Genomic DNA, 24,737 nt, shown 5'->3' with positions numbered 1-24,737 from the left:
ATTTTACGGGCCCGCGTTACAAGCCGCTGGGCGGCGCCGGGATGCCCTGACGCCGCGCCCGCCGAGGCCGCCAGACCTCAGGGTGCGGCCGGCAAGAGACCAGCGATGCCGTAGAGGGCGGCGAGTTCGCGCAGCCGGGGGGAAAGCCCTTTCACGGCAAAGCCGCGGCCGAGCGCGCTCGATTCGCGCCGGCACTCCAGCAACACGGCCAGCGCCGAGGAGTCGAACTGCGTCAGGGCGCTGGCGTCCACCACGGTGGAGGTGTCGGTCTGCCCCTTCAGCCCCTGCTGCAGCATGCGCATGCAGGCCGGGGCATCGTCGTGGGTGAGTTTGGTCGGCAGCACCAGCATGGCGTCAGCTCTTGCCGTTGTTGCCCTTGTTGCGCGCGGCCAGCGCGGCAATCAGCCCGTCGATGCCGCGAGCGTTGATTTCCTGCGCGAACTGCGTGCGGTAGGTGTCGACCAGCCAGACGCCCAGCACATTGAGGTTGTAGACCTTCCAGCCGCCGCCCTGGCCGGGCGTCTTCTCGAGGCGGTAGTCGAGCTGGACCGGGTCGCCGCGGCCCTTGACCTCGGTGCGCACCAGCACTTCGGTGTCTTCAGGCGAGCCGCGGAACGGACGGACCGTGACGGTCTGGTCGCTCACCTGGTCGAGCGCGCCGGCATAGGTGCGCACCAGCAGGGTCTTGAATTCTTCTTGCAGCTTCTTTTGCTGTTCGGGTGTGGCCTGGCGCCATGCCGGGCCCACGGCGGAAGCCGTCATGCGCTGGAAGTTGACGTTGGGCATGATCTTGCTGTCGACCAGCACCATGATCTTGCTGACGTCTCCCGACTTGATGGAGGTGTCGGCCTTGATGGTTTCGAGCACATCGGTCGACAGACGCTTCACCAGCGCGTCAGGCGCTTCGTCGGCCGCGAGGGCCGGGCGCACGAAAGCGGTGGCAGCGCCGAAAAGGAGTGCGCTGGCCAGTACCAGGCGGCCAAAGCCGCGGCGTTGCAGGATGTTGTTGTTCATGGCAATTCCCTAAAATTTTGAAATCTTCAGCAGAAACGCAGTGATCGGCGCGCCTCCTGCAATGAAACGTGTTCGACGACTCTCAGGCCGACCGGGTTCCTGAAGCGCAGGTGAAGCCTTGAAACCGGATGCAAGCGGATGTCCTCCCGCCGTCATCACCCGCTCCTTGGCCTCTACTTGCCGTTTTCGTCGTCCGGCGGGTTGCCGTCGTATACGTCGTTGCGGCGGTGCTGGAGGAAGGCATCTCGGGTGAAGGTGTATTTGTCGAGCGCCGCGTCGTCGAGCAGCCGGCCGGCACGCAGGTATTTCGCGCGCGTATCGACAGCGTCCAGGAACGACAGCGAATTGCGCCAGGCCACGTCGTGCATGTTCGAGACAATGCCGCCGGCACGGTCCACCGGCAATGCCGCGGTGTCGCGCAGGGTCGAGGGGCCAAAAATAGGCAGCACGACGTACGGGCCGGCGCCTACGCCCCAGCGGCCGAGCGTCTGGCCGAAATCTTCCTCGTGGCGATCGATGCCGGCTTCGGTGGCCACGTCGAGCAGGCCACCCAGCCCGAAGAAGGTGTTCACGTTGACCCGCATGAAGGTCTCGGCACTGTTCTGCAGCTTGAGCTGGGCCACGCTGTTGGCAAAGCTCCAGACGTCGCCCAGGTTGCCGAAGAAGTTACTCACGCCGGTGCGCACCATGGAGGGCAGCACGCGCACGTACGCGGTGGCCACGGGCACCAGCACCGCTTCGTCGACCGTGTCGTTGAAGCGCGTGACGCCGCGGTTGAAGGGCTCGAACGGGTCGGCCGGATTGGCGTGGGGGCCGCTCGCGCAGCCCGCAAGCAGCACAAAAGTTGCTGCAGCACCCACCACGCGGGCGGAGTTTGCTACCTTCTTGATAGCGGTGGACGAAAAAAGGCGTGTTTTCATTTCTTGTTGGCTGTTCCTGGCGTCGAAGGCGTATTGCTTCCTTCGGCTGCCTTGCTATAGAGGAACTGGCTGATCAGGTTTTCCAGCACCACGGCCGATTGGGTCGCGGTGATGGTGTCACCGGCTTGCAGATTCTTCTCCTCGGCACCCGGCTCGATCCCGATGTATTGCTCGCCGAGCAAACCACTGGTCAAGATCTTGAGCGAGCTGTCCTTGGGAAAACTGTAACGGTTTTGCAAAGCCAGCGTCACGCGGGCCTGAAAGGATTTGTCGTCAAACGAGATGGATTCCACACGTCCTACCACCACGCCGGCGCTCTTGACTGCGGTTTGCGGCTTGAGTCCGCCGATATTGTCGAAGCGCGCGGTGACGTTGTAGGTCTTCTGGAAGCTCAGGCTCAGCAGGTTGGCCGACTGCAGCGCGAGGAACAGTAGTGCCGCGCCGCCGATCAGGACGAACAGGCCGACCCAGATGTCGCTATTGGAACGTTGCATGGTTTGCACTCTCTAGAACGATTGGAGCGGAGCTCCTTCAAATACTGAACATCATGGCGGTCAACAGGAAGTCGAGCCCGAGCACCGACAGCGACGCCATCACCACGGTGCGCGTGGTGGCACGCGACACGCCTTCGGGGGTCGGCTGCGCCACGTAGCCCTGCAGCAACGCAATGAAGGTCACGGTAAAACCGAACACGATGCTCTTGATCACGCCGTTGCCCACGTCGCGCCACACATCGACACCGCCCTGCATCTGGCCCCAGAACGCGCCAGGGTCCACACCCAGCATCAGCACGCCGACCACGTAGCCGCCCATGATGCCCACGGCGCTGAACACCGCCGCCAGCAGCGGCATGGTGATCACGCCGGCCCAGAAACGCGGCGCCAGAATGCGCTGCACCGGGTCGACCGCCATCATCTCCATGGCACTGAGCTGCTCGCCGGCCTTCATGAGCCCGATCTCCGCAGTCAGGGACGTGCCCGCGCGCCCGGTGAAGAGCAAGGCGGCCACGACCGGCCCTAGCTCCCGCACCAGGCTCAAGGCGACCAGCAGGCCGAGCGCCTCGGAGGAACCATAGCGCTGCAGCGCGTAATACATCTGCAGACCCAGCACGAAACCGACGAAAAGCCCCGACACCGCGATGATGGCGAGTGAGTAGTTGCCCAGGAAATGGATCTGGTCGCGTACGAGGCCGAAGCGACGCAAGCTTTGTGCCCCCTGCACCAGGAGGCGCAGGAACAGCTTGGCGCCATAGCCCAGGTCGGCCAGCTTGCTGCGCGCAGCGAAGCCGGCATCGGCAGGCTTCCACCAGCTCATGTCCGCCCCCCTTCATTGCCGAAATCTTCTTCGATGCCGACGCCCGGGTAATGGAAATGAACCGGCCCGTCGGGCAGCGCGTTCACGAACTGATGCACCAGCGGATCGGCGCTTTCGCGTACCTCGCTCGGCGTGCCCTGTGCGGCGATGCCGCCGTTGGCCAGGATGATCACGTGGTCGGCGATGCGGAACGTTTCTTCGAGGTCGTGAGACACCACGATGCTGGTCAGCCCGAGCGTGTCGTTCAGCTGGCGAATCAGCCGTGCCGCCGTGCCCAGGGAAATCGGGTCCAGGCCGGCAAAAGGCTCGTCGTACATGACGAGATCGGGATCGAGCGCAATGGCGCGTGCCAAGGCGACGCGGCGTGCCATGCCGCCCGAGACTTCGCTGGGCATCAGGTCGCGCGCGCCGCGCAAGCCGACTGCGTCGAGCTTCATGAGCACGATGTCCCGCACCAGCGCTTCCGAGAGCTGCGTGTGCTCGCGCAAAGGAAAGGCGACGTTGTCGAACACGCTCATGTCGGTGAACAAGGCACCGAACTGGAACAGCATGCCCATGCGACGCCGCGCCAGATACAAGCCTGCGGCGTCGAGTTTGCCGACATCCCGGCCGTCGAAAAGAACCTCGCCGCGCTGCGCCCGCTGCTGCCCGCCGATGAGCCGCAGCACGGTGGTCTTGCCGCCGCCCGAAGCGCCCATCAACGCAGTGACCTTGCCGCGCGGCACGGCAAACGACACCCGGTCGAGGATCGCGCGCGCACCGTAGCCGAACGAAACGTCGCGGAACTCTACAAAAGGGTGTGGCAGTGCGGCTGGGTCCATCTCAATAAAAAAGCCGGGCGCCTTCTCAGGCATCCCGGCATGCGGTTTCCGCGAATGATAGCGGGGCCGCAAGGGGCCCCGCAAAACTGAAACAAAAATCAGCGCGGTAAGTCGCTAAATCCCATCAAAAATTCATCCACCGAGCGCGCGGCTTGCCGGCCCTCGCGAATCGCCCAAACGACGAGCGACTGGCCGCGGCGAATGTCACCTGCGGCAAACACCTTGGGCACATTGGTAGCATAGCCGCCGATGAAGTCGACGGTGGCCTTGGCATTGCCGCGCGCATCCTTCTCGACACCAAAAGCATCGAGCATGGTGGCCACGGGGCTGACGAAGCCCATGGCCAGCAGCACGAGGTCGGCCTTGAGGATCTGCTCGCTGCCGGCCACTTCCTGCATCCTGCCGTCCTTCCACTCCACGCGGACGGTCTTGAGGCCGGTGACCTTGCCCTTTTCGCCGATGAATTCCTTGGTGGAGATGGCGAACTCGCGCTCGCAGCCTTCTTCATGGCTGGAGCTGGTGCGCAGCTTGATCGGCCAGTAGGGCCAGGTCAGCGGACGGTTTTCTTCCTCGGGCGGCTGCGGCATCAGTTCGAACTGCGTGACGCTGGCTGCGCCATGGCGGTTGCTGGTGCCCACGCAGTCGGAGCCGGTGTCGCCGCCGCCGATGACGATGACGTGCTTGCCGTCGGCGCGCAGTTGGCCCTTGACCTTGTCGCCCGCGTTGACGCGGTTCTGCTGCGGCAGGAACTCCATGGCAAAGTGAATGCCGTCGAGGTCGCGCCCCGGCACCGGCAGGTCACGCGACTGCTCGGCGCCGCCCGTGAGCACCACGGCATCGAACTCCTTGTCCAGTTGCTCGGGCGTGACGGTTTCCTTGGCGAGGTTGGTCACCTTGGAGCCCTTGCCCAGCGGATCTTTCGCAGCGCCGACGATCACGCCGGTGCGGAAGGTGACGCCCTCGGCCTTCATCTGCTCGACGCGGCGATCGATGTGCGTCTTCTCCATCTTGAAGTCTGGGATGCCGTAGCGCAGCAGGCCGCCAATGCGGTCGTTCTTCTCGAACAGCGTCACGTCGTGGCCGGCACGCGCGAGTTGCTGCGCCGCGGCCATGCCGGCCGGGCCCGAACCCACCACGGCCACCTTCTTGCCGGTCTTGTGCTTGGCGACGCGCGGCGCCACCCAGCCTTCGTCCCAGGCGCGATCGATGATCGCGTGTTCCAGCGACTTGATGCCGACCGGGTCGTCGTTCACGTTGAGCACGCAGGCCGCTTCGCAGGGCGCGGGGCAGATGCGGCCGGTGAATTCCGGGAAGTTGTTGGTCGAGTCGAGCACCGCGAAGGCGTTCTGCCAGTCGTTGCGGTACACGAGGTCGTTGAAGTCCGGAATGATGTTGTTGACCGGGCAGCCGCTGTTGCAGAACGGCGTGCCGCAATCCATGCAGCGTGCGCCCTGCACCTCGGCCTGCTCGACCGTCAGGCCGACAACGAATTCCTTGTAGTGCTTGACGCGCTCGGAGGCGGGCTTGTAGCCCTCTTCGACGCGCTCATGCTCCATGAAGCCGGTGATCTTTCCCATCGTGATGTCCTTTTTCTCTCTGCGTTCTCGTGGGCGCTCAGACCGAAGCCGGCGACGTCTGCGGTGCGGGAGCCAGCGCGTGCGGCTCAAGGCCCACGTGCGCGTTGTTGCCGCTGCTCGTGAGTTCGACCTTGCGGTCGTGCAGCTCGGCGAGCGCGCGCTTGTATTCGTTCGGGAACACCTTGACGAACTTGGTGCGCGACACGGCCCAGTTGTCGAGCAGTTCGCGCGCGCGCTTGCTGCCGGTCCAGCGGTGATGCTCTTCGAGCAGCTTCTTGAGCTGGGCCTCGTCGGTTTCGCCGCCGTGCCAGATCTTGCGATGCACGCTTGCCAGCTGCTCGGCCGAGGTCAGCACCTTGTCGAGCGACACCATCGAGAGATTGCAGCGCGTGGCGAACTGGCCGTCTTCGTCGTAGACGAAAGCCACGCCGCCGCTCATGCCGGCCGCGAAGTTGCGTCCCGTCTTGCCGAGCACCGCCACCGTACCGCCGGTCATGTATTCGCAGCCGTGGTCGCCCGTGCCTTCGATGACGGCCGTGGCACCCGACAGGCGTACCGCGAAGCGTTCACCGGCCACGCCGCAAAGATACGCCTCGCCGGTGGTCGCGCCGTAAAGCGCCGTATTGCCGACGATGGTGTTGCGCGCCGCTTCTCCGCGGAAGTCGAGGCTCGGGCGCACCACCACGCGGCCGCCCGAGAGGCCCTTGCCGGTGTAGTCGTTGGCATCGCCGATCAGGTAGAGCGTGATGCCGCGCGCCAGGAAGGCGCCGAACGACTGGCCGCCCGTGCCTTCGAGCTGGATGCGGATCGAGTCGTCGGGCAGGCCTTGCGGATGCACTTTGGTCAGCGCGCCCGACAGCATGGCGCCCACCGAGCGGTTGACGTTGCGTGCCACCTCGATGAACTGCACCTTCTCGCCGCGCTCGATGGCCGGGCGCGACTTCTCGATGAGCTTGACGTCGAGCGCACGCTCGAGACCATGGTCCTGGTTCTCGACGTGGTAGCGCGGCACGTCGGCCGGCACGATCGGCAGCGCGAACAGGCGGCTGAAGTCCAGGCCGGAAGCCTTCCAGTGCTCGATGCCCTTGCGCATGTCGAGCAGGTCCGCGCGGCCGATCAGGTCGTCGAACTTGCGGATACCGAGCTGGGCCATGATCTGGCGCACTTCTTCCGCAACAAAGAAGAAGTAGTTGACGACGTGCTCGGGCTTGCCCGAGAACTTCTTGCGCAGGATCGGGTCTTGCGTGGCCACGCCCACCGGACAGGTGTTGAGGTGGCACTTGCGCATCATGATGCAGCCTTCGACCACCAGCGGCGCGGTGGCAAAGCCGAATTCGTCAGCGCCCAGCAGCGCGCCGATGGCGACATCGCGGCCGGTCTTCATCTGGCCGTCGGCCTGCACGCGGATGCGGCTGCGCAGGCGGTTGAGCACCAGCGTCTGCTGCGTTTCGGCCAGGCCGATTTCCCATGGGCTGCCCGCATGCTTGATCGACGACCAGGGCGATGCGCCCGTGCCGCCGTCATGGCCCGCGATCACCACGTGGTCGCTCTTGCACTTGGCCACGCCGGCCGCGATGGTGCCCACGCCGATTTCGCTCACCAGCTTGACGCTGATGCTGGCATGCGGGGCGGCGTTCTTCAGATCGTGAATCAGCTGCGCCAAGTCTTCGATCGAGTAGATGTCGTGGTGCGGCGGCGGCGAGATCAGGCCGACGCCCGGCACGGCATAACGCTGCTTGCCGATGTATTCGGTGACCTTGCCGCCGGGCAGCTGGCCGCCTTCGCCCGGCTTGGCCCCTTGCGCCATCTTGATCTGGATCTGGTCGGCCGAATACAGGTACTCGGCCGTGACGCCGAAGCGGCCCGAAGCCACCTGCTTGATGCGCGAACGCAGCGAGTCGCCGTCCTTGAGCGGCAGGTCGACCTCGACGTTGGCCGCGCCGATCACGCTCTTGAGCGTGTCGCCCTGCTTGATCGGGATGCCCTTGAGCTCGTTGCGGTAGCGCGCCGGGTCTTCGCCGCCCTCGCCCGTGTTGCTCTTGCCGCCGATGCGGTTCATGGCAATGGCGAGCGTGGCGTGCGCCTCGGTGCTGATCGAGCCGAGCGACATCGCGCCGGTGGCGAAGCGCTTGACGATTTCGGCAGCGGACTCGACCTCGTCGACCGGAATGGCCTTGGCCGGATCGATCTTGAACTCGAACAGGCCGCGCAGCGTGAGGTGACGGCGGTTCTGGTCGTTGATGAGCTGCGCGTACTCCTTGTACGTGTTCCAGTTGTTCGAGCGCGTGCTGTGCTGCAGCTTGGCGATGGCATCGGGCGTCCACATGTGCTCTTCGCCGCGGGTGCGCCAGGCGTATTCGCCGCCGGCATCGAGCATGTTGGAAAGAATCGGATCGTCGCCGAATGCCGCCTTGTGCATGCGGATGGCTTCCTCGGCAATCTCGAACACGCCGATGCCCTCTACGCGGCTCGCGGTGCCGGTGAAGTACTTGTTCACCGTCTCGGTGTTGAGGCCGATGGCTTCGAACAGCTGGGCGCCGCAATAGCTCATGTAGGTGCTGACACCCATCTTCGACATGATCTTCGACAGGCCCTTGCCGATGGCCTTGACGTAGTTGTAGACCGCCTTCTCGGCGCTCATGTCGCCCGGCAGGTCGGCATGCATGGCCGCCAGCGTTTCCATGGCGAGGTAGGGGTGCACGGCTTCGGCGCCGTAGCCCGCCAGCACGCCGAAGTGATGCACCTCGCGCGCCGAGCCGGTTTCAACCACCAGGCCGGCCGTGGTGCGCAGGCCCTCACGCACCAGGTACTGGTGCACGGCCGACAGCGCCAGCACGGCGGGGATCGCGACCTGCGTGGGGCTCACGCCGCGGTCGCTCACGATCAGGATGTTGTGGCCGCCCTTGATCGCGTCCACCGCTTCAGCGCACAGCGAGGCCAGCTTGGCCTCGACGCCTTCGTCGCCCCAGGCAAGCGGGTAAGTAATGTCGAGCGCGTAGCTCTTGAACTTGCCCTGGGTGTACTTGCCGATGTCGCGCAGCTTGGCCATGTCGGCAAAGTCGAGGATCGGCTGGCTCACTTCGAGCCGCATCGGCGGGTTGACCTGGTTGATGTCGAGCAGGTTGGGCTTGGGGCCGATGAAGGAAACCAGCGACATCACGATCGCTTCGCGGATCGGATCGATCGGCGGGTTGGTCACTTGCGCGAACAACTGCTTGAAGTAGTTGTAGAGCGGCTTGTTCTTGTTGGAGAGCACGGCCAGCGGGCTGTCGTTGCCCATGGAGCCGATGCCCTCTTCGCCGGCCTGCGCCATCGGGCTCATCAGGAACTTGATGTCTTCCTGGGTGTAGCCGAAGGCCTGCTGGCGGTCGAGCAGCGCCACCTGGCTCACCGGCGCCTTGATCGTCGAGGCGGCGGGCTCGGCCTTGACGCTGTCGAGCTTGATGCGCAGGTTCTCGATCCACTGCTTGTAGGGCTTGCTGTTGGCGAGGGTGGCCTTGACCTCCTCGTCGTCGATCATGCGGCCCTGCTCCAGGTCGATGAGGAACATCTTGCCGGGCTGCAGGCGCCACTTGCGAACGATCTTCTGCTCGGGCACGGGCAGCACGCCCGATTCCGAAGCCATGATGACCAGGTCGTCGTCGGTCACGCAGTAGCGCGAGGGGCGCAGGCCGTTGCGGTCGAGCGTGGCGCCGATCTGGCGGCCGTCGGTAAACACGATGGAGGCCGGCCCGTCCCACGGCTCGAGCATGGCGGCGTGGTACTCATAGAAGGCGCGGCGACGCGGGTCCATGGTGGCGTGCTGTTCCCAGGGCTCGGGAATCATCATCATCACGGCCTGGCTGATGGGGTAGCCGGCCATCGTCAAGAGCTCGAGGCAGTTGTCGAAGGTCGCGGTGTCGGACTGGCTGGCAAAGCTGATGGGATAGAGCTTTTGCAGGTCGGCGCCCAGCACGGGCGAGGACATCACGCCTTCGCGTGCCTTCATCCAGTTGTAGTTGCCCTTGACCGTGTTGATTTCGCCGTTGTGCGCGACATAGCGGTACGGGTGGGCCAGCGGCCACTCGGGAAAGGTGTTGGTCGAGAAGCGCTGGTGCACGAGGCCCAGGGCGGAGATGCAGCGCTTGTCCTGCAGATCGAGGTAATAGGTACCGACCTGGTCGGCGAGCAGCAGGCCCTTGTAGACCACGGTGCGGCTCGACATGCTCGGAACATAGTATTCCTTGCTGTGCTTGAGCTTCAGGCGCTGGATGTTGGCGCTGGCGGTCTTGCGGATCACGTAGAGCTTGCGCTCCAGCGCGTCCTGCACGATCACGTCGTTGCCGCGGCCGATGAACACCTGGCGCAGCAGCGGCTCCTTGGCGCGCACGGTAGGCGACATCGGCATGTCGCGGTTCACCGGCACGTCGCGCCAGCCCAGCAGCACCTGGCCTTCGGCCTTGATGGCGCGTTCCATTTCCTGCTCGCAGGCTTCGCGCGAGGCGTGTTCCTTGGGCAGGAAGATCATGCCGACGCCGTATTCGCCGGGCGGCGGCAGCGTGACGCCTTGCTTGGCCATTTCTTCGCGGTACAGATGGTCCGGCAGCTGGATCAGGATGCCCGCGCCGTCGCCCATCAGCTTGTCAGCGCCCACTGCGCCGCGATGGTCCAGGTTTTCGAGGATCTTGAGGCCCTGCAGCACGATGGCATGGCTCTTCTCGCCCTTGATGTGCGCCACGAAGCCGACGCCGCAGGCATCGTGCTCGTCGGCACCGGAATACAGACCGTGTTGTTGGAGATGTTCGATCTCGGCAGCCGTCGTCATGGCGCACTCCTTCAGTTTTCGCAGGGATGTGAAGGATATTGCGATGCACAAAGAATGCCAAACACTTTATTGGGGGTCAGATTCCCATTAAATCTTGAGTTTTCTTGTCAGAATTAAATTAGGGACACATCAAAGAAGGTAGCGAAACTCCCAGCCACGGCTGTGGCAAAGGACGCATCAGATCAGGAACGAGGAGCCGACGGCGGACGCCCGGCCTTGGTCTTGGCCACGCGGCGTTCGGTAAATTTCTGAAGCGACGCAAGAAAGTCTGCATCGCCAGCTGCCCATCCCCGCAAAGTGGCCTCGGTGAGGGTGCCTTGGTCGGCGGGCCGCACACCGGCACGCACCAACTCCGCGTATGCCGCTTCGCGGGCGAAGGGCGTGTTGCCGAGCTCCCAGTACAGCGGGTGCGGCGTCAGCAGCTTGTCGTGCCGCAGCCCCGCGTAGTGCCCGTGGCTGGACCACGGAAAGTCGCGTGCGTCGGACACCAGCCCGGCCCGCACGGGGTTGAGATCGATGTACGCCATGCAGGTCAGCAGATAGCGGTCGGTCTGGATCAGCGTCGATCTGTAGCGCCCTTCCCAGAGGGTACCGCTGCGGCCGTGGCGGTCGTTGAAATAGCGCACATAGCTGCGCCCTACCGCCTGCATGAACTGCGGCAGCCCGGTAGTGGTGCTGGGAGTCGCCAACAGATGGAAATGGTTGTCCATCAGCACATAGGCATGCAGTGCCACGCCAAAGCGCGCGGCCGCGTCCGCCAGCAGGCCGAGCAGCCGCTCGTGATCCGCGCGGTCGACAAAGATCACCTGGCGGTTGTTGCCGCGCTGGATCACGTGGTGCGGCATGTCGGCGAGCGTGAGGCGGGGCAGGCGGGCCATGGCGTCAATCGAACGAACGCGCTCTCGCGGGTTTCAGGACAGGCGAAACCGCGTATCGCCCAAGGCATCGAGTCCGAATTGCGACAGCAGCTCGCCGAGCCGCGCCGCCGCGGCGGCTTTCCGCTGCCCGGTGTGGCGTGCCAGGATCAGTTCGTTCTTCATGCTGTGCTCCCAGCCCACCAGCTCGGTGACGGTGACGCTGTAGCCATTGGCTTCGAGATAGAGGCAGCGCAGCACGTTGGTGAGCTGGCTGCCGATCTCGCGCGTGTGCAGCGGATGGCGCCAGAGTTCGGCCAAAGGCGTTCGCGACAGGGCCAGCGCCTTGGTTTCGCGCAGGCACGCCGCCACCTCGGCCTGGCAGCAGGGCACCAGCACCATGCAGCGCGCCTTCTTGGCGAGCCCGAAGGCGATGGCGTCGTCGGTTGCGGTGTCGCAGGCGTGCAGCGCGGTGACCACGTCGATCCGCTCCGGCAGCTCGCTCGCCTGGGCCGATTCGGCCACCGTGAGGTTCAGGAACGACATGCGGTCGAAGCCGAGCTGCCGTGCCAATGCCCGCGACTTCTCGACCAGCTCGCTTCGAGTCTCGATGCCATAGACGTGGCCGCCTGGGCGCGACCGGAAGAACAGGTCGTAGATGATGAAGCCGAGGTACGACTTGCCCGCGCCATGGTCGGCCAACGTGGCTTCGGCACCGCCTTCCGGCAGTTCGCGCAGCAATTGCTCGATGAACTGGAACAGGTGGTAGACCTGCTTGAGCTTGCGCCGCGAATCCTGGTTGAGACGGCCCTCGCGCGTGAGGATGTGCAGCTCCTTGAGCAGCTCGATGGACTGCCCCGGACGCAGGACCTCCGCCAGCTCGGCCTCGGCCTTGGAGGCCTTGGCGGTCTTCACCGCCTTGGTCGCTTGTACATTCGTCATGATCGGGCGCTCCCTGGGCCCACGTCGAGCGCGGCCCAGCCAGCGGGGCCCAGTGCTTCGAGCGTTTCGATGTTGCGTTCGAAGATGGCTTCGGCCTCTGGAAACGCCTCGACCGCGCGGCTCACGCTGTCTTCGCGCAGCAGGTGCAGCGTGGGGTACGGCGCGCGGTTGGTTGCGTTCGTGATGTCGTCGCTTTCCGCTCCCGCAAATTGAAACTGCGGATGAAAGCTCGCGAGTTGGAACACGCCGTCGAAACCCGCCCGGGCGAGCTTGCGTTCGGCGCGCGCGGTGAAATCGTTGAAGTCCAGAAAATCCGTCAAGGTGTTGGGTGCTATCAGCAAGGTGGTGTCGCGCACGGAGGCATCGAGCGCAGCGAGTTCATCGGCCTCTGCCAACAGAGCGTCGATCAGCGCGGCGTCGTCGGCAGGCAGGTACACGGCATAGTGGATCTGCGCCTTTACATGCACCGCCTTCGCGAACGGGCACAGGTTGAGCCCGATCACCGCGCGCTCGAGCCAGCGCCGGGTATCGGCTTCGGCCTGAATGACGTCGATTGTCGCCGCGCCTGTCATGCCACCTCCGCCGCCAGGCGTATTCGGCCCAGCCGCCGCGCAAGGGCCATGCCGGCGAGTGAGCATGCCAGCGTGGCCGCCCACGTCCAGTGCCAGCCGCCGACACGGTGAGCCACCCACGCGACCGCGGGCGGCGCCAGGAATTGCCCCAGGGACGAGGCCTGCTGCATGAGCCCGACCGTCGTGGAAACGGTCGTGGGCCCCGGCGCCAGGCGAACCCCGAGCAGGAACAGGGTGGCGGGCACCATGCCTCCGCCCAGCGAAAAAGCGCAGACCGCGGCATAGCGCAGCGCCGGCGGCAGGCCGATTGCATCGGCCCCCTGCCCCACCTGCGCGAAGGCGGCCACGCCGCCCATCGCCATCGCCAGGAAGCCCCATTGCAGCAGGCGCTCCGGCGCAACGCCGCGCTGCAGCCAGCGTCCGCCCGCGAGGTTGCCGACGATGTTCATCGCGGCCGCAATGGCAGTGAGTACCGCGTTCCAGCCGGCCGGCACGCCGGCGCCGGCGTAGATGGCTGGCAGGAAACCGATCACGGCCATCCATTGCGCCGAATACACCGCGAAGCTCGACGCGACCATCCAGGGTGCGCGGGCGCCGACGGTGGCACGCAGGCGCAATGACCATCCGCTCGGCATGCCGCTGCCTTCCGTACGGGAACGAAGTCCGTCTGCGGGCACGGCCATCCACAGCCAAAGCGCCGCGGCGGCCGAAACGGCGGACAGCGCCCACCACCAGTCGCCCCACCCACCCCAGGCAATCAAAGCCGGCCCCAGCAGCAGCCCAAGCGCCACGCCCAGCGGCATGTATGCGCCCCACACGCCCAGCGCCGCCTTGTCGGCGCCCGGCGGAGTCAACGCGCGGATCAGCCCCGGTCCCGGCATGACCGCCAGAAGAAAGCCGATGCCTTCGACGGCGCGCAAGAGCAGCAGCCATTGCACTGCGTGTGCATCGCCGAAGAGGCCCGCACCGACGCCGCCGCCCAGAAGGCTCGCAGCCGTCAACACCACGAGTCCCGTCAGCATGCTGCGGCGCAAGCCGATGGTGTCGGCAGCCAGCCCGGCCGCCAGCCCCAGCGTCATGCTCGCCACCTGCACCAGCGAGAGCAGAAAACCCGCCTCGACGAGGCCGATGCCGAGCGAAACCTGCAGCGCCGGCACCGCGGGCGGCAGCTTCCCTAGGTGAAGCGCCGCGCTGACGCCGCCCAGCACCACGGCAAACGCAGCGGCGGGAACGCGCGCGGATGCCACGACCGTCGCGCTCATCGGAGGGCCTTCGCCCTGTCGGGCTGCCGTGCGCGCCCTTTCGGAATGGCCGGACGGGGGCTCATGCGATGCCCCGCCGGCCGGTCAGCCTTTCGTGCTCGCGCATGGCGAAGCGGTCGGTCATGCCGGCGATGTAGTCGGCCACGGCGCGGTGCCGGTCGCGGCGCTCGGCATAGGAGACCGGCATTTCGGAAGGGCGACCGAGGTAGGCCTCGAACAGCTCCCGCACCACCTGCTGCGCCTGGTCGGTGGTCTGCGCGACCTGCGGATGCCGGTAGAGGTTGCGGAACAGAAAGCGCTTGAGCTCGTTGGACTGCGCCTGCATGGCGTCGCTGAACGCGACCAGCGGCGGGGAGTTCCGCACCCCGTCCGCATCGGCAGGCTTGGCCGTTTCGATTGCCGAGCGGGTGGCATCGATCACGTCGTAGACCTGGGCGCTCAGCATGCGGCGAATCGTCTCGTAGAGCACGCGCCGCCCCTCCAGTTGGGGATATTCGGTGAGCGCCTCACGGCGGTAGCGCTCGAACAGCTCCACCTCGCCGAGCTGCTCGACGCTGATAAGCCCCGAACGCACGCCGTCGTCGATGTCGTGGGCGTTGTAGGCGATCGCGTCCGCCAGGTTGCACAGCTGCGCTTCGAGTCCCGGCTGCGTGCGGTCCAGGAAGCGCCGCGCCACGCCGTTGGGTTCGGCGGCCTCAAGGCGCTCCGCATTGGCGCGCGAGCAATGTTTGAGGATGCCTTCGCGGGTTTCGAAGCTGAGGTTCAGGCCGTCGTATTGCGGGTAGCGGAGTTCCAGGGCGTCCACCACGCGCAGGCTTTGAAGGTTGTGCTCGAAGCCCCCATGGGCTTCCATGCAGGCATTGAGGGTGTCTTGTCCTGCGTGGCCGAACGGCGTGTGGCCGAGATCGTGAGCGAGCGCAATCGCTTCGACCAGGTCTTCGTTGATGCGCAACGCCCGCGCGATCGAACGGCCCAGCTGCGCCACCTCGAGCGAATGCGTGAGGCGCGTGCGAAACAGGTCGCCTTCATGGTTCAGGAAAACCTGGGTCTTGTAGACCAGCCGCCGAAACGCGGTGGAATGCACGATCCGGTCGCGGTCGCGCTGGAAGGCGTCGCGCGTGGGCGCCGGCGGCTCGGCATGCCGCCTCCCACGCGACCGCGCAGGGTGACAGGCATACGCCGCGAGGTTCATGGCTGCACCCTTGGCGCTGCGCTCATTCCGCGTGGCAGCACTGCGCGAGCACTTCGCGCACGAGCGCATCGGGCGCGGTGCTGACCGCGGCCGAGCCCGGCTTGTCGATCACCACGAAGCGAATCTCGCCGGCTTCGGATTTCTTGTCGACCCGCATCAATTGGAGGTATCGGTCCGCACCCAGCGCGGGGCCGACGGTGGGCAGGCCGGCGCGCTCGATCAGCCGCGTGAGCCGCTGCACGAATGCCGCGTCGACGCCGCCGAGCCGCTGCGACAGATGCGCCGCCATGACCATGCCGCAGCCGACCGCTTCGCCGTGCAGCCATTCGCCGTACCCGAGGCCCGACTCGATGGCGTGGCCGAAGGTATGGCCAAAATTGAGAATCGCGCGCAAGCCGGTCTCGCGCTCGTCCTCTCCGACGACCAGCGCCTTGATCTCGCAGCTGCGCTTGACCGCGTGCGCGAGCGCGGCCGGGTCGCGGGCCACCAGTGCATCGACATTCGCCTCGATCCAGTCGAAAAACGCCATGTCGTAGATGGGGCCGTACTTGATGACTTCGGCCAGGCCCGCGCTCAGCTCCCGCGGCGGCAGTGTCTGCAGCGTGCCCAAATCGCACACCACGAGCTGCGGCTGGTAGAAGGCGCCGATCATGTTCTTGCCGAGCGGGTGGTTGATGGCGGTCTTGCCCCCCACCGACGAATCGACTTGCGCCAGCAGCGTGGTCGGCACCTGCACGAAGGGCACGCCGCGCATGTAGCTGGCGGCGGCAAAGCCGGTCATGTCGCCCACCACGCCGCCGCCCAGCGCAAAAAGCACCGTCTTGCGATCGCTGCCGTGGCCCAGCAGGGCATCGAAGATCAAGTTGAGGGTCTGCAGGTTCTTGTGCACCTCGCCGTCGGGCAACTCGAGCATGTGCACCGTGCGGAAACGCCCGGCCAGCGCGGTGCGCAAGGCGCTGGCGTAGATCGGAGCCACGGTGGTGTTGCTCACGATCAGCGCGCTGGCGGCCGCGGGCACCGCGGCAAAGCTCTGGGGATCGTCCAGCAGGCCGGGGCCGATGAGGATGGGATAGCTGCGCTCGCCGAGCTGGATATCGACGCGTTCGGGCGAGGCGGAGGGTGCGGACAATGACATGGCAGCGAGTTTAGGCGCTGCGGCGGGACCAGTTCAGCCCGTGGGCTCTTCGGGCCGGGTTCCCGGCGCGACGATGCCGGCAAGCTCGAGCTGCATCACGATGATGTTCACCAGCATGGCGATCGTCGGGCGGCCGGTGTCGACCACGTCGTGGGCCGTCTCGCGGTAGAGCGGATCGCGCGCATCGTGCAGCTCGCGCAACCGCCCGAGCGGATCGGCCACCTGCAGAAGGGGCCGCTTCACGTCGTGGCGCAGGCGCCGAAACAGGTCTTCGGGGGAAGAGCGCAGGTAGATCACGTGGAAGTGATCTCGCAGCTGCTTGCGATTGGCCTCTCGCAGAACCGCGCCGCCGCCCGTGGCCAGCACGCCATGGGGGTCGGCGGCCAGGTCGGCGATGACGGTTTGCTCGAGGTCGCGGAAGACGGCTTCGCCTTCGCGGTCGAAGTAATCGCGGATCGAGCAGCCGATACGCTGCTCGATGACATGGTCGGTATCGACGAACGGAAGGTCCAGGCGCGCACCCAAGCGCCGGCCCACTGCGGATTTGCCGGCGCCGGGCAACCCGACGAGTGCGACCGCCACGCGGTGGCTGCTACGCCCGCGCGTCAGCGCGCGGCGTTGCGGTCGGTAATCATCTTCGGAGTGATAAAGACGAGCATTTCGGTCTTGTTGGCAACGCGTTCGCGCTTGCGGAACAGTGCACCCAGGTAGGGCACTTCACCCAGCACCGGCACGCGCGATTCGTCATTGGTTTCGGTGAGTTCGAAGATACCACCGATGACGACCGTGCCGCCGTTCTCGACCAGCACTTCTGTCTGCACATGCTTGGTGTTGATGGCCGGACCTGCCGAAGTATTGACGCCGCGGGCATCCTTGCTCACGTCCAGCGTGAGGATGATGTTGCCTTCAGGCGTGATTTGCGGCGTGACTTCGAGCTTCAGAACCGCCTTGCGGAACGAAATCGACGTTGCGCCGCTGGACGTGGCCTGCTGGTAGGGGATTTCTTCGCCCTGCTCGATCAGCGCCTTGGTCTGGTCGGCCGTGATGACGCGCGGGCTGGACACCAGCTTGCCCTTGCCGTCCGCTTCGAGCGCCGAGATTTCGAGGTTCAGCATGCGCGAGAAACTCGAATTGAAGAGCGAGATCGCGAAGGCGCCCGCGGTATTGCCTGTACCGCCAGCATCGCCTGCGGGCAGGTTGATGAAGTTGGAGTTGGTCCAGGTGGTGGTGGCGGTGTTGCCGCTCGTACCCGAGGTCACCGTCGGCATCATGCCCAGGTTGGCAAAGGCGCGATTCCCCGACGACGAAGCGAAGCGCTCGCCGGCAATGCCGCCGCCGAGCCGCACGCCGAGCGACTTGCCGAAGGTGTCGGACGCTTCCACGATCCGGGCTTCGATCAGCACCTGGCGAACCGGAATGTCGAGCTTCTGGATCAGGTCGGCCACTTGTGCCAGGCGCGACGGGATGTCCGACACGAACAGCTGGTTGGTGCGCGACTCCGCGATCACGCTGCCGCGCGGGCTCAGGATGCGCGTGGTGGTGCCGGAGCCGCCACCGCCGCCCGACGAAGCGCCGGTCCCGGTCAGGCCTTGCGCAATCGCAATCGCCTTGGTGTAGTTGAGCTGGAACGACTGGGTGCGCACCGGCTCCAGGTTCTCGATCGTGGCCTTGGCCTCGAACTCGAGCTTTTCCTTGGCGTTGATTTCGTCCTTGGGCGCAATCCACAGGACGCTGCCGTTCTTGCGCATGCCCAGGTTCTTCGCCTGCATGATGATGTCGAGCGCCTGGTCCCAGGGCACGTCCTTCAGTCGCAGCGTCAGCGCGCCGGTAACCGAATCGGAAGTCACGATGTTGAAGTTCGTGAAGTCGGCGATCACCTGCAGCAGCGAGCGGATTTCGATGTTCTGGAAGTTCAGCGAGAGCTTCTCGCCGTTGTAGCCGACGCCCTGCGTCAGCTTGCCCGGGTCCACCTTGCGGGCGCGGACTTCAACCACGAACTGGTTTTCGCTCTGGTAGGCGCTGTGCTCCCAGTCGCCCTTGGCCTCGATCGTCATGCGGACGCGGTCGCCCGACTGCTGCGAAGTGATCAGTTGGACCGGCGTATTGAAGTCGGCCACGTCGAGGCGGCGGCGAAGCCCTTCCGGCAGGGTCGACTTGGTGAACTCCACGACGAGATTCTTGCCCTGCTGCTTGACATCGACACCCACTTGATTGTTCGGCAAATCGACGATCACGCGGCCCGTGTTGTCCGAGCCCAGGCGGAAGTCGACATCGCGCAGCGGCAGCGTGTCGCGGTTGCGGTTTTCCGCAAAGACGGTGGGCGTGGACGACGCCAGCGCCGTACCGGCCACGGGCTCGAGAATCACCAGCAGCGACTTGCCCTGGATCTCGGCCTTGTAAGCGGTTGCCTGCTTGAGGTTCAGCACCACGCGGCTGCGTTCGCCGGCTTGGACCACGTTGACGGAACGCAGGTTGCCCTGGTTCACCTCGATGGCGGAGCGGCCGATGGCGTTCGTCACGCCGGGGAAATCAAGCGCGATGCGCGCCGGCGTCTGAACGGCAAAACCGGTTGGCACGGCCGTGAGCGGCTGCGCAAGGTCGATGCGGATCACTTCGGCGCCGGATTGCGTCGAACTGGTCACCGCTTCGATGGCGTTTTGCGCGTGGGCAATCGCGAACGCGCCAAATGCCAAGAGACCCAGCCCGGCGGCTCGCAGCCGCTGTGCCATCGTTGATTTTTTGTGATTCATTTCTTCGCACTCTCTTGCAGCTGCAATGTCGCCACGCGTTCGATCCATTCACCGGCGGCGTCTTGCACGATTTCACGCAAGGCGACTTCGGTTTCGTTGATACGGGTGATGCGCCCGTAGTTGAGCCCCAGGTACTCGCCGACCCGGACCTTGTAGAGCAGCTTGTCGACCCGAACCAGCGCCACCGGCTGGCCGTTGCGGTTCATGCTGCCCACCATGGCCATCGAATCGAGCGGGAAAGCTTCGAGCGCCTCCTTGCGGCGCACCAGTTCAGGGGCGATCAGTTCCGACGTGCTGGGCTGGTTCGAATCCCGGCGCAGCGCCTGGGTCAGCTTCAGCAGGTTGAACGGCTCGAACGCCGCCCCTTCGGTGTAGGCCTGGGGCGTGAACTTCTTGGGCTCGGTGATCGGCGGCACGTTGGGCTTCACCTGGGCGCGCTGCTCCACCATCCAGCGGCGCAGGTCTTCCTGTTCCGAATCGGCGCAGGCGCTCAGGCCCAGGGCTGCCATGACCAGCCACAGGAGTTTGGCGGTCGTCCTCATTTCTTGGCCTTTGGCGCCGCGGCGCGTTTCTGGGCCGCCCGCTCTTCGTCATCGAGGTAGCGGTAGGTACGAGCCGTGGCATCCATCGTCAGAGTGCCGTCCTTGTCTTTTTGGGGAGCGATCGTGAGGTTGTTCAGCGTCACGATGCGCGACAGGCTCGCCACGTCGGCGGCAAAAGAGCCGATGTCGTGGTACCGGCCAGTCACGCGCACTGCGATCGGCAGTTCGGCGTAGTAGTCCTTCACCGAAACCTGTCCCGGGCGGAACAGTTCGAACTGCAGGCTGCGCCCGAGGCCGGCCTGGTTGATGTCGGACAGCAATGCATCCATTTCAGCCTTGCTGGGGAGCTGCTTTTCGAGCAGCGTCACATATTGCTGCACCTGCTCGCGCTGCTTCTTCAGCAGGTCGAGATTGGCGGCCAGGGCCACCTTCTTCTGGTAGTCGGCGCGGAGCGTGACTTCCTTGCCGCGCTCGGTCTCGAGCTCGTCGTTCGAATTGGTCAACCACACGAACCACAGTCCGACCAGTACCAGCGCGGTCACCGCCAGGCACAGGACGTAGCGCGGCACCGGCGGCCAACTGGCCGGGTCGTTCGCGTTCAGGTTACGAAACTGGTCGCCGAAACCACGCAGTGCCGCGCCGACGTCGACTTTTTGGGAGGGGCTGTTGCTTGCCATGATCCGTTACCCCTTGACTTGCGCCGCTGCGGCCAGGGCCTTGTCGGCCGCGGCCTTCTGCGCGTCGGTCGGCCGCTTGAGGCCGATGCGCATCGTGAAGTTCGCCACCCGGCGCTGATCGCGCTGGCTCAGGCTCACCGTCGCAGAAGTAATTTCGACCAGCTCGGGCTTGACCAGCCAGGGGCTGTTGTTGCCCAGGTTGCGCAGCAACTCCGACACGCGCTCGTTCGACTGCGCCATGCCCTGCAGCGTGACGGTCTGGTTGTCCTGCTTCATGCTGGTGAGATAGACACCATCGGGCAGCTGCCGGACCAGCTCGTTGAGCAGATGCACCGGCAGGTTGCGGTCGCCCTGAAGATCTTCAACGGCCTGCTGGCGTGCGCGCAGGGCTGCGATTTCCTGCTGCAGCGTCGAGATCTCCTTGATTTCGGCGTCGAGCTTGGTGATCTCGGTCTTCAGGAAAGTGTTCTTGGCTTGCTGGGCCGAGATTTGCGCCTCGAACCAGAGAAAGGCCAGGCCGGCGATCAGCACGCCCAGGACAGCGGCTGCGCCGAGCGTGCCGTAGAAGGCCTCGCGACGCCGCTTTCGCGCGGCCTCGCGGTGCGGAAGCAAGTTGATGAGGATCACTGCACGAACCTCCGCATGGCCAGACCGCAGGAAGTCAGATAGGAAGGCGCTTCACGCCGAACCTTCTTCTCGCGGATGTTTGAGCTCAGTTCCATGCCATCGAACGGGTTCACGAGCGAACAGGCGAACGAGGTCTGGCGCGTGACGGCGCTGGTCAGGCTGGGCAGCGAAGCCGATCCGCCTGCGAGCAGGACGTAGTCCACGCGGTTGTGGGGCGTGCTGGTGAAGAAGAACTGCAGCGCGCGGGCGATTTCCTGCGCGATGCTTTCCACGAAAGGCTTCAAAACGCCCGAGCCGTAGTCGTCGGGCAGGTCGCCGCTGCGCTTCTTGGCTTCGGCCTCTTCGGCGGAAAAACCATACTGGCGCACGATCAACTGGGTCAGCTGGGCGCCGCCGAAGGCCTGGTCGCGGTCGTACAGCACCTCCTGGTTGCGCAACACCTGCATGCTGGTGGTGAAGGCGCCCACCTCAAAAAGCGCCACGACGGCATCGACGCCCTTGCCCGGCAGTTGCTCAATCAGCCGAGCGGTCGCAAGGCGGGAGGCATAAGACTCGACGTCGAGGATCACCGCCTTCAGGCCGGCTGCTTCGGCCAGGCCTTCGCGATCCTGGACCTTTTCCTTGCGCGACGCGGCAATCAGCACTTCGACATCGCCGGCGGAGGCGGTGCTCTGTCCGGTCACGCAAAAGTCGAGGCTGACTTCGTCGAGCGAAAAGGGAATGTATTGGTTGGCTTCGGACTCGACCTGGATTTCGAGTTCCTGCTCGCTCATGCCACCAGGAAGAATGATCTTCTTGGTAATGACGGCCGAAGGGGGCAGCGCGAGCGCGACGTTGCGCGTTCGGGTGCCGCTCTTGCGCACCACCCGGCGAACGGCTTCGGCCACTTCGTCGAACTTCTCGACGTTGCCGTCAGTGATCCAACCCCGTTCCAGGGGTTCGATCGCGCAGCGCTCCAGAACCAGCTTGCCGCTGGCTTCACGGCCGAGCTCGACCAGCTTGACACTGGACGAGCTGACGTCCAGGCCGAGCATGGGAGCGTTCTGACGGCGAAACAATGATCCGAAAGCAGCCAAGTTAGGTCCCTTTACCCCTGCATTTGTAACTATTGGAAAAAAGTGCGTTCGGTTGCATGCTAGCAGCAGGCGTTGCGGCAACCAAGCAACCCGAGCCGGCAAACCCGGGGAACGTTGTCAAAAGCTGACGTTGAAGCCACATTCAGTAACTTTTGGTTTAGGCCGCAACGATGCACCTAAGTTCGGCTCCCGGCAAGAGGGCGGCTTTTTATAATGTGCGGTGACTCTCCGGGCCCACATGCAAGAAACTTCACGCCCCAAAGGGCCAGCCAAGACCCCTCCACCCGCACGACCAGCCTGGCTGAAATGGCTGCTGCGTTTCACAGTGTGGGGATTCGGCATCGTCGCAGCCAGCGTTTTAGCGGTCCTGTGCGTCATTGCGGTTGCCCTTGCCGTTGCCTACCCCAACCTTCCGGACATCTCGGAACTGTCGGACTATCGTCCGAAGCTGCCGCTGCGGGTGTTCTCCGCCGAAGGCATCCTGATTGGAGAATTCGGCGAAGAGCGCCGCAATCTAACCCCGATCGCGGCAATCCCCAAGCTGGTGAAGGAAGCGGTGTTGGCCGCTGAAGACACCCGCTTCTATGACCACGGCGGTGTCGACTACAAGGGCATGGTGCGCGCGGGCCTGGCCAACATGAACCGCGTGAAGAGCCAGGGCGCGTCGACTATCACCATGCAGGTGGCGCGCAATGTGTACCTGAGTTCCGAAAAAACGCTGACCCGCAAGATCTACGAGGTGCTGCTCACTTTCAAGCTGGAGCACCTGCTCACCAAGGACCAGATCTTCGAGATCTACCTGAACCAGATCTACCTGGGCAATCGCGCCTATGGCTTTGCCGCCGCCTCCGAGGCGTATTTCGGCAAGCCGCTGCAGGAGCTTTCCATTGCGCAGGCAGCGATGCTGGCGGGCCTGCCAAAGGCACCCGGCGCAAACAACCCGGTCAACAATCCGCAGCGCGCGCGCGGACGACAGTTCTACGTGATCGACCGCATGCAGGACGCGGGCTTCATCACCGCCGAGCAGGCGGCCGAGGCCAAGAAGGAAGAATTGCACCTGCGCGACGCGGCCGACCCGAACCGGCTGCACGCCGAGTACGTGGCCGAGACCGTGCGCCAGCTGATGTACGCGCAATACGGCGACAGCACCTACACCCGCGGGCTCAAGGTCTACACCTCGCTGGTGGCCGCCGACCAGGCTGCTGCATACAAGGCGCTGCGCAAGGGCATCATGGACTACGAGCGGCGCCAGATCTACCGCGGTCCCGAGAAGTTCGTCGACCTGCCCAACGATCCCAAGGAACTCGACGAAGCGGTGGACGACGCACTGACCGACCATCCCGACAACGGCGACGTGATGGCGGCCGTGGTGCTCAAGGCCAACGCCAAGGAAATCACGGCCGTGCGTGGCAATGGCGACCCGGTGCAGATCACGGGCGACGGCCTCAAGCCCGCCCAGTCCGGCCTCTCCGACAAGGCGCCGCCCAACATCAAGATTCGCCGCGGTGCGGTGATCCGCGTGGTCAAGACGCCCAAGAACACCTGGGAAATCACCCAGCTGCCCGAGGTGGAAGGCGCGTTTGTCGCCATGGACCCGCGCGATGGCGCCATCAAGGCCCTGGTGGGGGGCTTCGATTTCGGCAAAAACAAGTTCAACCATGTCACGCAGGCCTGGCGCCAGCCGGGGTCGAGCTTCAAGCCCTTCATCTACTCGGCCGCACTTGAAAAGGGCTTCACGCCGTCCACGGTCATCAACGACGGGCCGCTCTTCTTCGATGCCGGCACCACCGGCGGCCAGCCCTGGGAGCCCAAGAACTACGGCGGCGGCTACGACGGCCCGATGTCGATGCGCACCGCGCTGATGAAGTCGAAGAACCTGGTGTCGATCCGCATCCTGCAATCGATCGGCACGCGCTACGCGCAAGACTGGATCACCAACTTCGGCTTCGACAAGGACAAGCACCCGGCCTACCTGCCAATGGCGCTGGGTGCCGGCTCGGTCACGCCAATGCAGATGGCCGTGGGCTATTCGGTGTTCGCCAACGGCGGCTATCGCGTCAATCCTTACCTCGTGACCCGCATCACCGATCACAAGGACAAGGTGCTGGTCGACAAGCAGCCGCCGCTCCTCAACGAGACGATCCGCGCCATTCCCCAGCGCAATGCGTTCATCATGGACACGCTGCTGCAATCCGTGACGCGCGCCGGCACCGCGGCCAAGGCGCAGGCCATGCTGAAGCGCACCGACCTCTACGGCAAGACCGGCACCACCAACGACTCGCTCGACGCCTGGTTCGCCGGCTTCCAGCCCACGATGACGGCCATCTCGTGGATCGGCTACGACACGCCACGCAACCTGGGCGACCGCGAGACCGGCGGCGGCCTGAGCCTGCCGATCTGGATCAACTACATGGAGACCGCGATCAAGGGCGTGCCCGTGACCGAGCTGTCAGCGACGCCTCCGCAGGGCATCGTGAGCGTGGGCGGCGAGTGGTACTACGACGACTACGCACCGGGCCGCGGCGTTGCCAGCCTGGGTGTGGACAGCGCGGCCACGCCGCCTGCGGAGTCTCTGAGCGGGGTTCCGGTGAGCCCGCCACCGCCACCGGAAGAACGCAATCGCATCCTCGATCTCTTCAGGAACTGAAGCCGGCGGTT

At 65.1% G+C, this 24,737-nt stretch carries 21 protein-coding genes; 1 reads left to right on the top strand and 20 read right to left on the bottom strand.

Annotated features, from left to right (window positions below; all coding sequences use genetic code 11):
- Window positions 1-77: 77 nt before the first annotated feature.
- The 20 genes from BLR24_RS19645 to BLR24_RS19550 form a co-directional block, all read right to left on the bottom strand.
- Window positions 78-350, bottom strand: coding sequence for an STAS domain-containing protein (locus BLR24_RS19645; RefSeq protein WP_093019937.1), 273 nt, complete (start codon window positions 348-350; stop codon window positions 78-80).
- 4 nt (window positions 351-354) lie between these two features.
- Complete coding sequence (locus BLR24_RS19640; protein WP_093019935.1) at window positions 355-1,014, bottom strand: MlaC/ttg2D family ABC transporter substrate-binding protein; 660 nt, start codon at window positions 1,012-1,014, stop codon at window positions 355-357.
- Window positions 1,015-1,187: 173 nt separating this feature from the next.
- On the bottom strand, window positions 1,188-1,934 hold the full coding sequence (locus BLR24_RS19635; RefSeq protein ID WP_093019933.1) for an MlaA family lipoprotein: 747 nt from the start codon (window positions 1,932-1,934) through the stop codon (window positions 1,188-1,190).
- On the bottom strand, window positions 1,931-2,428 hold the full coding sequence (mlaD, locus tag BLR24_RS19630; RefSeq protein WP_093019931.1) for an outer membrane lipid asymmetry maintenance protein MlaD: 498 nt from the start codon (window positions 2,426-2,428) through the stop codon (window positions 1,931-1,933). The genes BLR24_RS19635 and mlaD overlap by 4 nt, the downstream gene beginning before the upstream one ends.
- 37 nt (window positions 2,429-2,465) lie before the next feature.
- Window positions 2,466-3,248, bottom strand: a complete 783-nt coding sequence (gene mlaE / locus BLR24_RS19625) for a lipid asymmetry maintenance ABC transporter permease subunit MlaE (protein ID WP_093019929.1) — start codon at window positions 3,246-3,248, stop codon at window positions 2,466-2,468.
- Window positions 3,245-4,102, bottom strand: coding sequence for an ABC transporter ATP-binding protein (locus tag BLR24_RS19620; protein ID WP_093019927.1), 858 nt, complete (start codon window positions 4,100-4,102; stop codon window positions 3,245-3,247). The genes mlaE and BLR24_RS19620 overlap by 4 nt, the downstream gene beginning before the upstream one ends.
- Window positions 4,103-4,167: 65 nt before the next feature.
- Entirely contained in the window at window positions 4,168-5,646 is a 1,479-nt protein-coding gene (locus tag BLR24_RS19615; RefSeq protein ID WP_093019925.1) for a glutamate synthase subunit beta, read from the bottom strand.
- A gap of 37 nt (window positions 5,647-5,683) precedes the next feature.
- A complete protein-coding gene (locus BLR24_RS19610; protein ID WP_093019922.1) occupies window positions 5,684-10,450 on the bottom strand; it encodes a glutamate synthase-related protein in 4,767 nt (1,588 codons plus the stop codon).
- Window positions 10,451-10,632: 182 nt separating this feature from the next.
- Entirely contained in the window at window positions 10,633-11,328 is a 696-nt protein-coding gene (locus BLR24_RS19605) for a transposase (RefSeq protein ID WP_093019920.1), read from the bottom strand.
- Window positions 11,329-11,361: 33 nt separating this feature from the next.
- Window positions 11,362-12,246, bottom strand: a complete 885-nt coding sequence (locus BLR24_RS19600; protein ID WP_093019918.1) for a class I SAM-dependent methyltransferase — start codon at window positions 12,244-12,246, stop codon at window positions 11,362-11,364.
- Window positions 12,243-12,818, bottom strand: coding sequence for a DUF1415 domain-containing protein (locus tag BLR24_RS19595; protein WP_093019916.1), 576 nt, complete (start codon window positions 12,816-12,818; stop codon window positions 12,243-12,245). The genes BLR24_RS19600 and BLR24_RS19595 overlap by 4 nt, the downstream gene beginning before the upstream one ends.
- Window positions 12,815-14,080 (bottom strand): MFS transporter, encoded by a 1,266-nt coding sequence (locus tag BLR24_RS19590; protein ID WP_093019914.1) that lies wholly within the window; start codon window positions 14,078-14,080, stop codon window positions 12,815-12,817. Before BLR24_RS19590 ends, BLR24_RS19595 begins: the two co-directional genes overlap by 4 nt.
- A gap of 61 nt (window positions 14,081-14,141) precedes the next feature.
- A complete protein-coding gene (locus BLR24_RS19585; RefSeq protein ID WP_093019912.1) occupies window positions 14,142-15,272 on the bottom strand; it encodes a deoxyguanosinetriphosphate triphosphohydrolase in 1,131 nt (376 codons plus the stop codon).
- Window positions 15,273-15,294: 22 nt separating this feature from the next.
- Entirely contained in the window at window positions 15,295-16,407 is a 1,113-nt protein-coding gene (aroB, locus tag BLR24_RS19580; RefSeq protein ID WP_093019910.1) for a 3-dehydroquinate synthase, read from the bottom strand.
- A gap of 33 nt (window positions 16,408-16,440) precedes the next feature.
- The gene (locus tag BLR24_RS19575; protein WP_093019908.1) at window positions 16,441-16,989 is read right to left on the bottom strand and encodes a shikimate kinase; all 549 of its coding nucleotides are present in this window, start codon (window positions 16,987-16,989) and stop codon (window positions 16,441-16,443) included.
- A 23-nt stretch (window positions 16,990-17,012) separates the two neighbouring features.
- Window positions 17,013-19,157 carry a type IV pilus secretin PilQ gene (gene pilQ / locus BLR24_RS19570; protein WP_093019905.1) on the bottom strand — a complete coding sequence of 715 codons (2,145 nt, stop codon included), beginning with the start codon at window positions 19,155-19,157 and terminating at the stop codon, window positions 17,013-17,015.
- On the bottom strand, window positions 19,154-19,699 hold the full coding sequence (locus BLR24_RS19565; RefSeq protein WP_093019903.1) for a pilus assembly protein PilP: 546 nt from the start codon (window positions 19,697-19,699) through the stop codon (window positions 19,154-19,156). Before BLR24_RS19565 ends, pilQ begins: the two co-directional genes overlap by 4 nt.
- Window positions 19,696-20,376 carry a type IV pilus inner membrane component PilO gene (locus BLR24_RS19560; protein WP_093019901.1) on the bottom strand — a complete coding sequence of 227 codons (681 nt, stop codon included), beginning with the start codon at window positions 20,374-20,376 and terminating at the stop codon, window positions 19,696-19,698. The genes BLR24_RS19565 and BLR24_RS19560 overlap by 4 nt, the downstream gene beginning before the upstream one ends.
- Window positions 20,377-20,382: 6 nt before the next feature.
- Window positions 20,383-21,003 (bottom strand): PilN domain-containing protein, encoded by a 621-nt coding sequence (locus BLR24_RS19555; RefSeq protein ID WP_093019899.1) that lies wholly within the window; start codon window positions 21,001-21,003, stop codon window positions 20,383-20,385.
- Window positions 21,000-22,079 (bottom strand): pilus assembly protein PilM, encoded by a 1,080-nt coding sequence (locus BLR24_RS19550; protein ID WP_093019897.1) that lies wholly within the window; start codon window positions 22,077-22,079, stop codon window positions 21,000-21,002. Before BLR24_RS19550 ends, BLR24_RS19555 begins: the two co-directional genes overlap by 4 nt.
- A gap of 238 nt (window positions 22,080-22,317) precedes the next feature.
- Between BLR24_RS19550 and BLR24_RS19545 the strand changes: the two genes are divergently transcribed.
- A complete protein-coding gene (locus BLR24_RS19545) occupies window positions 22,318-24,726 on the top strand; it encodes a penicillin-binding protein 1A (protein ID WP_093019895.1) in 2,409 nt (802 codons plus the stop codon).
- The last annotated feature ends 11 nt before the right edge of the window (window positions 24,727-24,737 follow it).

Origin of the sequence: Variovorax sp. OV700 (assembly GCF_900099805.1) — a bacterium.
In the GTDB taxonomy this organism is placed as follows: Bacteria; Pseudomonadota; Gammaproteobacteria; order Burkholderiales; family Burkholderiaceae_C; genus Variovorax.
This window is presented reverse-complemented; position numbering and strand designations above follow the sequence as displayed.

Coding starts and splice junctions, on each gene's coding strand:
- BLR24_RS19585 (WP_093019912.1), bottom strand. CDS start 15,272: ATGAACCTCGCGGCGTATGCCTGTCACCCTGCGCGGTCGCGTGGGAGG.
- pilQ (WP_093019905.1), bottom strand. CDS start 19,157: ATGAATCACAAAAAATCAACGATGGCACAGCGGCTGCGAGCCGCCGGG.
- BLR24_RS19640 (WP_093019935.1), bottom strand. CDS start 1,014: ATGAACAACAACATCCTGCAACGCCGCGGCTTTGGCCGCCTGGTACTG.
- BLR24_RS19605 (WP_093019920.1), bottom strand. CDS start 11,328: ATGGCCCGCCTGCCCCGCCTCACGCTCGCCGACATGCCGCACCACGTG.
- BLR24_RS19615 (WP_093019925.1), bottom strand. CDS start 5,646: ATGGGAAAGATCACCGGCTTCATGGAGCATGAGCGCGTCGAAGAGGGC.
- BLR24_RS19600 (WP_093019918.1), bottom strand. CDS start 12,246: ATGACGAATGTACAAGCGACCAAGGCGGTGAAGACCGCCAAGGCCTCC.
- aroB (WP_093019910.1), bottom strand. CDS start 16,407: ATGTCATTGTCCGCACCCTCCGCCTCGCCCGAACGCGTCGATATCCAG.
- BLR24_RS19565 (WP_093019903.1), bottom strand. CDS start 19,699: ATGAGGACGACCGCCAAACTCCTGTGGCTGGTCATGGCAGCCCTGGGC.
- BLR24_RS19545 (WP_093019895.1), top strand. CDS start 22,318: ATGCAAGAAACTTCACGCCCCAAAGGGCCAGCCAAGACCCCTCCACCC.
- mlaD (WP_093019931.1), bottom strand. CDS start 2,428: ATGCAACGTTCCAATAGCGACATCTGGGTCGGCCTGTTCGTCCTGATC.
- BLR24_RS19645 (WP_093019937.1), bottom strand. CDS start 350: ATGCTGGTGCTGCCGACCAAACTCACCCACGACGATGCCCCGGCCTGC.
- BLR24_RS19595 (WP_093019916.1), bottom strand. CDS start 12,818: ATGACAGGCGCGGCGACAATCGACGTCATTCAGGCCGAAGCCGATACC.
- BLR24_RS19590 (WP_093019914.1), bottom strand. CDS start 14,080: ATGAGCGCGACGGTCGTGGCATCCGCGCGCGTTCCCGCCGCTGCGTTT.
- BLR24_RS19620 (WP_093019927.1), bottom strand. CDS start 4,102: ATGCCTGAGAAGGCGCCCGGCTTTTTTATTGAGATGGACCCAGCCGCA.
- BLR24_RS19560 (WP_093019901.1), bottom strand. CDS start 20,376: ATGGCAAGCAACAGCCCCTCCCAAAAAGTCGACGTCGGCGCGGCACTG.
- mlaE (WP_093019929.1), bottom strand. CDS start 3,248: ATGAGCTGGTGGAAGCCTGCCGATGCCGGCTTCGCTGCGCGCAGCAAG.
- BLR24_RS19635 (WP_093019933.1), bottom strand. CDS start 1,934: ATGAAAACACGCCTTTTTTCGTCCACCGCTATCAAGAAGGTAGCAAAC.
- BLR24_RS19610 (WP_093019922.1), bottom strand. CDS start 10,450: ATGACGACGGCTGCCGAGATCGAACATCTCCAACAACACGGTCTGTAT.